This window comes from Synechococcus sp. EJ6-Ellesmere (genome assembly GCF_024345875.1).
Classification (GTDB): Bacteria; Cyanobacteriota; Cyanobacteriia; order PCC-6307; family Cyanobiaceae; genus Regnicoccus_A; species Regnicoccus_A antarcticus.
In genome coordinates this window covers 1-10,051 of sequence record NZ_JAGQBY010000115.1, presented here as the reverse complement: position 1 = coordinate 10,051, position 10,051 = coordinate 1, and the positions used below count along the sequence as shown (strand labels likewise).

At 66.8% G+C, this 10,051-nt stretch carries 11 protein-coding genes and 1 pseudogene; 7 read left to right on the top strand and 5 right to left on the bottom strand.

All coding sequences use genetic code 11. The annotated features are described in order from the left end of the window. Positions 1–317, bottom strand: a pseudogene (locus KBY78_RS12490) (ATP-dependent helicase); the annotation flags it as partial. Positions 318–460: 143 nt separating this feature from the next. Between KBY78_RS12490 and KBY78_RS12485 the strand changes: the two are divergent. Next, the gene (locus KBY78_RS12485; RefSeq protein WP_255143854.1) at positions 461–871 is read left to right on the top strand and encodes an HNH endonuclease; all 411 of its coding nucleotides are present in this window, start codon (positions 461–463) and stop codon (positions 869–871) included. 13 nt (positions 872–884) lie between these two features. On the opposite strand, the gene KBY78_RS12480 is transcribed toward KBY78_RS12485, so the two are convergent. Continuing rightward, positions 885–1,013: a hypothetical protein gene (locus KBY78_RS12480; protein ID WP_255143852.1), complete on the bottom strand. Its 129-nt coding sequence runs from the start codon at positions 1,011–1,013 to the stop codon at positions 885–887. Positions 1,014–1,135: 122 nt separating this feature from the next. On the opposite strand from KBY78_RS12480, the gene KBY78_RS12475 reads away from it, so the two are divergent. Both KBY78_RS12475 and pdxA read left to right on the top strand, forming a co-directional pair. Next, positions 1,136–2,098 (top strand): SDR family NAD(P)-dependent oxidoreductase, encoded by a 963-nt coding sequence (locus KBY78_RS12475; RefSeq protein ID WP_255143851.1) that lies wholly within the window; start codon positions 1,136–1,138, stop codon positions 2,096–2,098. A gap of 123 nt (positions 2,099–2,221) precedes the next feature. Next, positions 2,222–3,244 (top strand): 4-hydroxythreonine-4-phosphate dehydrogenase PdxA, encoded by a 1,023-nt coding sequence (gene pdxA / locus KBY78_RS12470; protein ID WP_037981067.1) that lies wholly within the window; start codon positions 2,222–2,224, stop codon positions 3,242–3,244. A 32-nt stretch (positions 3,245–3,276) separates the two neighbouring features. Here pdxA and accB read toward each other — a convergent pair whose 3' ends face one another. Both accB and efp read right to left on the bottom strand, forming a co-directional pair. Next, positions 3,277–3,768: an acetyl-CoA carboxylase biotin carboxyl carrier protein gene (accB, locus tag KBY78_RS12465; protein ID WP_255143850.1), complete on the bottom strand. Its 492-nt coding sequence runs from the start codon at positions 3,766–3,768 to the stop codon at positions 3,277–3,279. A 5-nt stretch (positions 3,769–3,773) separates the two neighbouring features. Then, positions 3,774–4,334 carry an elongation factor P gene (gene efp / locus KBY78_RS12460; RefSeq protein WP_006172749.1) on the bottom strand — a complete coding sequence of 187 codons (561 nt, stop codon included), beginning with the start codon at positions 4,332–4,334 and terminating at the stop codon, positions 3,774–3,776. A 214-nt stretch (positions 4,335–4,548) separates the two neighbouring features. Between efp and KBY78_RS12455 the strand changes: the two genes are divergently transcribed. Both KBY78_RS12455 and thiL read left to right on the top strand, forming a co-directional pair. Continuing rightward, on the top strand, positions 4,549–5,610 hold the full coding sequence (locus KBY78_RS12455) for a peptidylprolyl isomerase (RefSeq protein ID WP_006172748.1): 1,062 nt from the start codon (positions 4,549–4,551) through the stop codon (positions 5,608–5,610). Continuing rightward, a complete protein-coding gene (gene thiL, locus KBY78_RS12450; RefSeq protein ID WP_255143849.1) occupies positions 5,603–6,628 on the top strand; it encodes a thiamine-phosphate kinase in 1,026 nt (341 codons plus the stop codon). The genes KBY78_RS12455 and thiL overlap by 8 nt, the downstream gene beginning before the upstream one ends. Before the next feature lie 74 nt (positions 6,629–6,702). Here thiL and KBY78_RS12445 read toward each other — a convergent pair whose 3' ends face one another. Continuing rightward, positions 6,703–7,725 carry a type I glyceraldehyde-3-phosphate dehydrogenase gene (locus tag KBY78_RS12445; RefSeq protein ID WP_255143848.1) on the bottom strand — a complete coding sequence of 341 codons (1,023 nt, stop codon included), beginning with the start codon at positions 7,723–7,725 and terminating at the stop codon, positions 6,703–6,705. Between the two features lie 175 nt (positions 7,726–7,900). Here KBY78_RS12445 and murC point away from each other — a divergent pair, with 175 nt between their 5' ends. Further along, positions 7,901–9,364 carry a UDP-N-acetylmuramate--L-alanine ligase gene (murC, locus tag KBY78_RS12440; protein ID WP_255143853.1) on the top strand — a complete coding sequence of 488 codons (1,464 nt, stop codon included), beginning with the start codon at positions 7,901–7,903 and terminating at the stop codon, positions 9,362–9,364. A 3-nt stretch (positions 9,365–9,367) separates the two neighbouring features. Continuing rightward, positions 9,368–10,051 (top strand): UDP-N-acetylmuramate dehydrogenase (murB, locus tag KBY78_RS12435; protein ID WP_255143847.1); only part of this gene is annotated, 684 nt, incomplete at its 3' end.

Here is a 10,051-nt window from a genome sequence, read left to right as displayed (position 1 = left end):
GGGGCCTCCAGCTGGGCAGCCGCCACCAACTCACGATGCGGCGGCAGGGGGGGCAGTGGCTGGCGCAGCCAGGCCAGCCACTGGGCCAGGCCGGGCTCGATCGCAAAGCGCGCCCCCAGCAGAGCCTGCAACTGGCCTGCGGCCTCGAGCGGAAACTCCCAGCAATGGCGCTGGGCACGCCAGCGGCCCGCCGGCCTGATCCGGCGCAACTGGGCCTGGGTGACCGGATCGAACGGGGAGATCACCTCGATCAGGCCGCAGGACCCAAGCTGCAGCAGGCAGCGCGGCTGAGTCCCTCGCGTGGCTCGCAGGGACACCGACGCGCGTCCTTCATTGGAGTTGAAGTCTAGTCAGCTTGGCGCCGTGAACAAGCCTTGGCGATCAGCTTGAAAAAATGAAGTCGTCGACACATTGACAGACCAGAAGCCATGGGCAAACTGTCCGCAACCGAGGCATGGGAATGCAGGTCAGGGATGCGGTCTTCCTTGAGGATCTCTGCCCCAAGTTGCGTGTCAGACGCTGGAGACAATCCCTGCACAAACAGACTCAAAATCGTTGTATTTATTGCGGCAATCGTTCCGAGTCAATTGATCATCTGATGCCGCGCTGCCGTGGCGGGCTGAGTGTGACCGAAAACTGCGTTCCTGCCTGCCTGGCCTGCAACGGCCACAAAAGCGACGCCGACGCCTTCGATTGGTACCGGCGTCAGCGCTTCTACGATCCACGCCGGGCGATGGCGATCCGGGCCTGGATGGAGGGCGACCTGCGCCTGGCCATACGCCTGTTGCAGTGGGCCACTCCCGAGCCAGCAGCAGCAACCCAGTCCTCAGACCTGCCCCAGAGGCCGGCCATGACCCTGCAGGCGGCCTGAAGCCAAGACCTCTTCACCAGACGCGGCAGGCTGCTGGCCCGTTGTGGCGCTCGCAGACGGCCGCGAGCTGCTCGGGCTGTTCGGGAGCCACCAGGGCGGCCGTGAGCACGAGAGCCACCACCAACAGTGGAAGAGCCCCCAAGGCACGGGGGAGGCTCCACGGACGGACCCGGCCTGGGCGGCCCAGGCTCGCGGGGAGGAGACGGGGTGTAGAGAAGCAGGAGGCGGCCATCAATGGAATCGAGCAGTGATACAGGTGTACTCATGGTGAGTGCTGTTGTCAACCGCAGCCCCTGGAAGGGGGCCTCCGGCCGGATGCTGGTGCTGGGGGGCGGCTACAGCGGCCAGCGCTTCGCCTCGGCTGTGGCCGCCACTGGCATGCCGGTGCTGATCAGCCACCGCCCCGATGGCCATCCCGTGCTCGGGGAGGGGATCAGCTCAGTGGCCTTCGCCAGCGAGCTCAGGCCGGGAATCGAGCCCGCAGCCCTGGAGAACGTGACCCATGTGCTGGTGACTGTTCCCCCTGGCCGTGACGGCAAGGATCCGGTACTGGAAAGCCTCGGCCCGATCCTGGCCGGCCTGCCGCTGCAATGGCTGGGCTACCTCTCCACGTCCGGGGTCTATGGCGATCGCGGCGGCGCCTGGGTCCAGGAAAGCGATTCCCCCACACCGGGACTGGCCCGCAGCCGGGCAAGGCTGTCCTGCGAACAGGCCTGGCAGGCCAGTGGTCTACCCCTGCAGGTGTTCCGCCTGCCGGCGATCTACGGGCCGGGACGCTGCCCGTTCAACGGCCTGCGCGCCGGCAGCAGCCGCCTGATCCACAAACCCGCCCAGGTGTTCAGCCGCATCCACGTCGATGACATCACCGGTGCTCTGCTGCACAACCTCGCCATGCCCAGTGCCCAGAGGCCGGCACTACTGAACGTGGCGGATGACAGGCCCTGCCCTTCAAGTGAAACCCTGGGCTACGCCGCCCACCTGCTGAACTGCAAACTACCGGAGGTGGAGTCCTATGGGCGGATCCAGGAGAGCCTCAGTCCAATGGCCCGCAGCTTCTGGAGCGAGAACCGGCGGACCAGCAACAGGCGGCTGAGCGTCGAGCTCGGTTACCGGCTGCGCTATCCCAGCTACCGGGAAGGATTCAGGGCTTCCCTGCTGGAGGAACAGGCCCTTCAGCGAGGGGCTGGCTCCACCTCCTCAGGGCACACCGGCGCGGCCAGCGGCTGAAGATTGGTGAGGCTGGGAATGTTCAGGTCACCCTTCAGGCGACACCAGTCGATCACAATCCACTTCTTCTGCAACCCCTGAGCCAGGCCCAGCACCAGTCCCCCCAGAAGCAACCAGCGGATCATGACTCTCGAGGCCACTGGCAGCAACGCTAAACAAGGGGTGATCGCCCTGGCCCTGGGGGATCCGGCCGGCATCGGTGCCGAGGTGACCCTCAAGTCCCTGGCGGCCCTGCAGGCGCGGGGTGCGGCGGTGAATGTGGTGCTGGTGGGCTGCCGCCGCTGGCTGGAGCAGACCTATATGGACCTGCGCGACCGCAGCGCGACGCCGCTGGCGGATCCAGGTGCCTACCCCATCCTGGACAGACCCCTGCAGGAAGGGATCATCCCGGGCCAGGGCAGCGCAGCCAGTGGTGCCGCCAGCTTTGCCTGGCTGAATGCGGCGGTGGATCTGGTGCTCAGCGGCCAGGCCGGGGCCCTGACCACGGCGCCGATCGCCAAACACGCCTGGCACGCCGCCGGCCATCGATACCCAGGTCAGACCGAGCGGCTGGCGGAACTCTGCGGGCGGAAGCAGGCCTCGATGCTGTTCACCGCTCGCTCACCAGGGGGCAGCTGGCGGCTGAACACACTGCTGGCCACCACCCACATCCCCCTGGCCCAGGTGCCCCAGGCCCTCACCCCCGCCCTGGTGGAGCATCAGCTGGAGATGCTGCTGGCGTTCTGCCGGCGCTTCCAGCCCCAGCCCAGCCTGACGGTGGCCGGTCTGAATCCCCATGCCGGCGAAGGTGGCCAGCTGGGGACTGAGGAGCAGGACTGGCTGATTCCTCTGCTGGAGAGCTGGCGGCAGCGGCACCCCACCGTGACGGTGCGGGGGCCACTACCGCCGGACAGCTGCTGGCTTGGGGCGGCCGCGGCCTGGCGGGGCGACGGACAGGGATCCGACGGTTACCTGGCCCTGTATCACGATCAGGGGCTGATCCCGGTCAAGCTGCTCGCCTTCGATGCCGCTGTGAACACCACCCTGGGGCTGCCCTTCCTGCGCACCTCACCGGATCACGGCACCGGCTTCGACATTGCCGGTTCAGGTCTGGCCCGCGCCGACAGCATGGTGGCGGCCCTGGAAACGGCATGGGAGCTGGGCTGAGCCACAACCGGCGCGGCTCAGGACCGGCGAATTCAGGCGGGCTTGACCCGTAGCAGCACCTGACCAAATTCCACTGGTGTGCCGTTGTCCACCAGGATCTCCACCAGCTCACCGCTGACTTCGGCCTCCAGCTCGTTCATCAGCTTCATGGCCTCAAGGATGCACACGGGCTGGCCGACATTGATGCGGCTGCCGATCTCGACGAAGGGGGGATCGGTAGGCGAGGGGGAACGGTAGAAGGTCCCCACCATCGGAGCCGTGATGTCGACAAGATCGGCCCGCAGCGCAGATGGGGCCGGCGGCGGGCTGGACGGGGCCGTGACCCCGGCGGAACCTGGCGCCGGAGCGGCAGGCGCCACCACGGGGGAGGGCAGCGGGGCCGGAGCTGGGGCAAGCGCTGCTGGGGCCGGCAGGTTGCGACGCACTTCCAGGCGGAAATCGTCACCTTCGAGCTTCAACTCCTGGATGTCGCTCTGCTCCAGGAAGATGAGCAGGTTGTGCAGTTGGTCGTTGTCGAGCTGCATGGCGATCAGGACTCCCGGCCGAGATAGCTGTCGTTGCGCGTGTCGATCTTGATCTTCTCGCCAATGGTGATGAACAGGGGCACCATCACCTGGGCACCGGTCTCGACGATGGCGGGCTTGGTCCCGCCGGTGGCGGTGTCACCTTTGACGCCCGGGTCGGTCTGGGTGACCTCGAGCACCACGGAGTTGGGAAGCTCCACTTCCAGGGGAGAGCCGTTCCAGGACACCACGTTCACCTCCATACCTTCTTTGAGGTACTTGCGCCCGTCACCGATCTGCTTGGCGGTGAGGCGGGTCTCCTCGTAAGTGGCCATGTCCATGAAGACGTACTCCTCGGCCTCCATGTAGGTGTGTTGCAGGGTGGATTTCTCCAGCTGGGCCTGGGCGAGGGTTTCGCCGGCGCGGAAGGTCTTCTCAACCACGCTGCCGCTCTGCACGGCCTTGAGCTTGGTTCGCACGAAGGCTGATCCCTTACCAGGCTTGACGTGCAGGAACTCAACGACCCTCCAGACCTGTCCATCGAGCTCGATGGTGGTGCCAGTTCGGAAGTCGTTGCTCGAGATCATTCCGGCGGAACGGGTGAGCGGGATTGTACGGCTGGCCGTTGAACCCCCCTCTGAGACTGGCTCTGGGCCCCGGCAAGCTGTGCCAAAGTCCGAAGAACGGCAGAACGCCCGGAGACCGGCAGGGACAGCCATGAACAGGAGTTCTCAGCAACAGCAAGCCCCTCGGCCAGAGGAACAGCAGCTCAGAGAGCAGCGCCGGAACCCCTGGCGGGCCATGACGCTGCTGCTGATGGCGCTGGTGCTTGCCGGCGGCGCCTGCTTCGGCCCGGTCAGCCCGGTGGCGGCTGCCCTGCCGCCGGGGAACGCCGTCACCGATCCAACCGCCTTGCTGCGCAATGCTTTGCCGATCGAGCAGCCGGATCTTCAGAAGCTGCAGCATCGCCTTGAAGACAGCAGCGACGACCTGCGTGCCAAGCGCTGGAGTGCTCTTACCGGCACGGCCCGCAAAGCCCAGGCGCAGCTGAGCAGCCGGCGCTCCGCCCTGCTGGCGGCCTACCAGAGCGAGCAGCGCGAGCAGGCCACGGCCCTGCTCGACCGCCTCGAATCCGAATTGCAGTCCGTGGCCGAGGCCGCCGAGCGGCAGGATCGCGATGTCTTCCTAACCACCCGCCGCCGGGCCCTGAGCACCATCGGAGAAGCGGAAGCACTGCTGGTGGGGCCGTTCCCGTTCGAAATTCCGGCAGAGTTCGCCGACCTGCCCAGGCTGCTGGGTCGCGCCACCGTGAAGCTCACCACCACCAAAGGCGACCTGATCGCCGTGGTGGATGGCTACAACGCACCACTGACCGCCGGAGCCTTCATCGACCTGGTGCAGCGGGGTTTCTACGACAACCTCCCCTTCATCCGCGCCGAAGATTTCTACGTCCTGCAGACCGGTGATCCGAAAGGAGCCGCCAGCGGCTATGTGAACACCTCCGGCCAGGAGCGGAAGGTGCCCCTTGAGATCATGGTGCCGGGTCAGAGCAAGCCTTTCTACAACCAGACCTTTGAGGATCTCGGCCTGTTCAAGGCCACACCGGTTCTGCCTTTCGCCACCAAGGGAACCCTGGGCTGGGCGCACTCCGACACCGCCCTCGACGATGGTTCCTCCCAGTTCTTCCTCTTCCTGTTCGAGGCGGAACTCACCCCGGCGGGCCTCAATCTGATCGACGGCCGCTATGCCGCCTTCGGCTACGTGGTCGAGGGCTTCGATGTGCTCCAGGAGCTCACCGCCGACGACGGCATTGTCAAGGCGACCGTGGTGGAGGGGGCCGACAACCTGCGGCCCCATGGCTGAGGGCTCCGGCCTGGCGCCGACCCTCGCCGACCTGGGGGAATGGGAGCTGATCGAGCGCCTCGGAGCCTTCGCTCCCCCCGGTCAGTTCGCCGATGATGCCGCTCTGCTGGATGGCCGCTCGCAGCGGACACTCGTGGTCAATACCGATGTGCTGGTGGAGGGAGTCCATTTCAGCGACGCCACCATGACCGCCGCCGATGTGGGCTGGCGGGCGGCGGCGGCCAACCTCTCGGACCTCGCGGCCATGGGCTGCCGGGAGGTGCTGGGGCTGACGGTGGCCCTGGTGGCCCCCGCAGCCACCCCCTGGGCCTGGGTGGAGGGGGTGTACCAGGGGCTGAGCGCTGCTTTGGGGTGCTATGGCGGCACGCTGCTGGGGGGCGATTGCAGCGGCGGCGGCCAGCGGCTTCTCGCAGTCACAGCCCTGGGGCGGCTCGGAGCGGACGGGCCGATCCGGCGTCGGGATGGTTACCCCGGTGATGCCCTGGTGAGCACGGGACCCCATGGTCTCAGCCGCCTGGGCCTTGCGGCGCTGCTGCAGGAGATCCCGACCCCGCCGGCGGCTCCCAACTGGCGCCAAGCCGGCCCAGCCCTGCTGGAGCGGGCCGTTCAGGCGCACCGCAGGCCGCGGCCCCGGCTGGATGCCGTGGCCGCGCTGGCCTCATGCCGGCCTGTGGGCAGTCCCTGGAGGGTGGCCGGCACCGACAGCAGCGATGGACTGGCGGCGGCGCTGAAGACCCTGACCCAGGGGAGCGGCTGCGACGCTCTGCTGGAGCGCCGGGACCTTCCGCTCGACCCGGAGATGGCGGCTCTGGCCATCGCCGAATCCTGGTGCCTGAACGGCGGTGAAGATTTCGAACTTGTGCTGGCCCTTGATCCCGGCTGGGCCCGGCAGCTGATCCAGGCCCTGCCCGGGACCCGCCGGATCGGATCACTGACCCCGGGCTCAGGGATTCTGCGCTGGGCCGGCGACGGTTCGCCCCTCGCGGACGCCGACGGAAGCTTCACACATTTTCACTGAGTTATTGCACTTGGCCATGAAAAAGCCGCCCCGGAGGAGGGACGGCCCAACACGAAGAGCTCAGGGAGCAGAACTCACTTCCAGTGCTTGGCCACCAGCTCGGCCAGATCGACCACCCGCTGGCTGTAGCCCCACTCGTTGTCGTACCAGGCGATGACCTTGACCATGTTGTCGCCCATCACCAGGGTGAGATCGGCATCCACGATCGTGGATTCATCCGTACCGGCATGGTCGGAGGAAACCAGCGGCAGATCAGAGTATTTGATGATGCCCTTCATGCCATTCTCCGAGGCTTGCTTGAGCACGGCGTTGACCTCCTCGCGGGTGGTGCCGCGGCTCACTTCAATCACCAGGTCGACCACCGACACGTTGGGGGTGGGCACGCGCATGGCGATGCCGTTCAGCTTGCCCTTCATCGGCGGGTACACCAAAGCGACGGCTTTGGCGGCACCGGTGGAGGTGGGGACGATGTTGATGGCGGCGGCGCGGGCGCGGCGAAGATCGCGGTGGCTGGCATCAAGAATGCGCTGGTCACCGGTGTAGCTGTGAGTGGTGGTCATCGTGCCCTTGACGATGCCGAAGGCCTGATCCAGAACCTTGACCAGGGGTGCCATGCAATTGGTGGTGCAGCTGGCGTTGCTGATCACGTTGTAGTCGTCGTGGCGGTACTGATCGTCGTTGACCCCGACGACAAACGTACCGATACCTTCATCCTTGCCTGGAGCCGTGATCAGCACCTTGCTGGCGCCGGCCTTGATGTGCTTGCCGGCGCCCTCCGTATCAATGAACACGCCTGTGGCTTCAATCACCAGATCAACTCCCCAGTCCTTCCAGGGAAGGTTGAGAGGATTGCGATCGGAGAAGCACTTGATTGGCTTGCCGTTAACCGTGATGGTGTCTTTGGTGTAACCCACCTCGGTGTCACGAATCTTGCCCAGCATCGAGTCGTACTCGAGCAGATGGGCATTGGTGTGCGGATCAGAAGTGTCGTTCAGACCGACCACCTCGATCCCGGTGTTTTCGCCACGACTGAGCCAACAACGCATGAAGTTGCGACCGATCCGGCCGAATCCATTGATCGCAACACGCAGGGTCATGGCAGGGACGGGAAACCCGTTGACAAGGGGAGTTTGGCTGCCGATCATACAGAAATGGTCTCCCCCTCCTGGAGCCGCCCCGGTAGTGGATTCTTTCGCGGAGCCAAACAAGCGTTAAATGGGGAGAGACAAGCGCAGCGTCAACACCTACCTTCGGGTCCGCATGGAGTCGCCTTTGGCACCGCTGCTCGACCACCGTGCCCCCCTCCACTTCATCGGGGTCGGCGGCATTGGCATGTCGGCATTGGCCGGAATCCTGGCCGACCGTGGTTTTCAGGTGAGCGGATCCGACCCGCGTGACAGTCCCGTGCTCGAGTCCCTGCGCCGCCGTGGTGTGCGGGTGTTCGCCCACCAGGACGCAGAAACGATCGCGACTCTGAACCGTGATGGCGTCACCTCAGCGCTGGTGGTGATCAGTACGGCGGTTCCGGCGGAGAACCCCGAGCTGATGGCAGCCCGCGAAGCCGGCCTGACCATCTGTCACCGCTCCGACGTGCTGGCGGCCCTGATCAACGCTCAGCCCTCGATCGCCGTGGCCGGCAGCCACGGCAAGACCACCACCAGCACCCTGATCGCCACCCTGCTGGCGGCCACCGACCAGGACCCCACCGCCGTGATCGGTGGCATGGTGCCCGCGTTTCAGAGCAACGCCCGCAGTGGCCGCGGCCGGGTGCTGGTGGCCGAGGCCGATGAGTCGGATGGCTCCCTGGTGAAGTTCAGATCCAGCCTCGGGCTGATCACCAACCTCGAGCTCGACCACACCGACCACTACCCCGATCTCGAGGCTCTGATCCAGACGCTCCAGCGCTTCGCCGCCGGCTGCGGCTCCCTGCTCGCCAATGCCGACTGTCCGGTGCTGCGCCAGCATTTTCAACCCGGAGCCTGGTGGTCGATCGAGCGCAGCGAAGGGGTGGAGTTCGCCGCCCTGGCGGTGGAGGAGCACGGCGAAGGCACCATGGCCGACTTTTACGAAAATGGAGAGCTGGTAGGGCGCTTCAGCCTGCCCCTGCCCGGCCGCCACAATCTCAGCAACGCCACCGCCGCCCTGGCGGCCTGCCGCCTGGAAGGTGTGCCCTTTGGCGCCCTGGCCACGGCGATGCGAACCCTTCGCTCCCCCGGGCGCCGTTTCGACTTCCGGGGCCGCTGGGCCGGCCGCCAGGTGGTCGACGACTACGCCCACCATCCCAGTGAGGTGGAGGCCACTCTGCACATGGCCCGCCTGATGGTGACCAGCGGCCGCAGCCCTCTGCCGGAGGTGCCCCAACGGCTGGTGGCCGTGTTCCAGCCCCACCGCTTCAGCCGCACCGCCGAATTCATGGACGCTTTCGCCGCTGCCCTCGCTCTCGCCGACACGGTGCTGCTCGCCCCGCTCTACGCCGCTGGAGAAGCTCCCATCCCCGGTGTCAACAGTCAGGCCCTGGCCAATCGCCTGCAGCAACTCCGCCCTGACCTGCCACTGAGGGTGAGCTCAACGCTGGAGCAGCTGGCTGAGCAGGTGGTGCGCCGCAGCCAGCCCGGTGATCTGGTGCTGGTGATGGGAGCGGGCGATGTGAACGGCCTCTGGTCTCGCCTCCAGGCCCTTGCCGAGCTGAAGCCGCCCGATGCGCCGGATGCTCCGGCTGCCCGCCTGGCCGCCTGAGCCGTGCCCCTCACCCCGGCCTACGAGCCAGCTCTGAGCCAGATAACCCTGGCCGACTACACCACCTGGAAAGTGGGAGGACCGGCTGAATGGTTCGCCGAGCCGGCCAGCCGCGACGAACTGATGGCCCTGGCCCGCTGGGCCCGGGCCGAAACGCTCCCCCTGCGCCTGATCGGAGCGGGCTCGAACCTGCTGATCAGCGACGGCGGACTTGAGGGGCTCACCCTCTGCAACCGCAGGCTGCAGGGCAGTGTGATCGATGCGGCCACGGGCCTGGTGGAGGCCCAGGCCGGGGAGCCGATCCCCACCCTGGCGCGCAAGGCAGCCCGCGCTGGCCTGAGTGGTCTGGAGTGGGCGGTGGGCATCCCCGGCACCGTGGGTGGGGCCGCGGTGATGAACGCTGGCGCCCAGGGGGGCTGCACGGCGGACTGGCTCCAGGAGGTCACGGTGCTCGATCCCAACGGGGGGGATAGCCCCTTCGTTCTGCAGGGCAGTGAGCTGGAGTTCCCCTACCGCCACAGCCGGCTGCAGCGGGAACCCCTGCTGGTGCTCTCGGCCCGGTTCCGCCTCAGCTCGGGCCATGATCCAGCTGAGATCAGCCGGCGTACCAGCGCCAACCTCTCCAGCCGCACCAGCAGCCAGCCCTACCAACAGCCCAGCTGCGGCAGCGTCTTCCGCAACCCCGAG

What these genes read in the sequence shown, in the direction of transcription:
- accB (WP_255143850.1), bottom strand. Translation starts at nt 3,768, where the DNA reads ATGCAGCTCGACAACGACCAACTGCACAACCTGCTCATCTTCCTGGAG.
- KBY78_RS12475 (WP_255143851.1), top strand. Translation starts at nt 1,136, where the DNA reads ATGGTGAGTGCTGTTGTCAACCGCAGCCCCTGGAAGGGGGCCTCCGGC.
- pdxA (WP_037981067.1), top strand. Translation starts at nt 2,222, where the DNA reads ATGACTCTCGAGGCCACTGGCAGCAACGCTAAACAAGGGGTGATCGCC.
- KBY78_RS12445 (WP_255143848.1), bottom strand. Translation starts at nt 7,725, where the DNA reads ATGACCCTGCGTGTTGCGATCAATGGATTCGGCCGGATCGGTCGCAAC.
- efp (WP_006172749.1), bottom strand. Translation starts at nt 4,334, where the DNA reads ATGATCTCGAGCAACGACTTCCGAACTGGCACCACCATCGAGCTCGAT.
- thiL (WP_255143849.1), top strand. Translation starts at nt 5,603, where the DNA reads ATGGCTGAGGGCTCCGGCCTGGCGCCGACCCTCGCCGACCTGGGGGAA.
- KBY78_RS12485 (WP_255143854.1), top strand. Translation starts at nt 461, where the DNA reads ATGCAGGTCAGGGATGCGGTCTTCCTTGAGGATCTCTGCCCCAAGTTG.
- KBY78_RS12455 (WP_006172748.1), top strand. Translation starts at nt 4,549, where the DNA reads ATGACGCTGCTGCTGATGGCGCTGGTGCTTGCCGGCGGCGCCTGCTTC.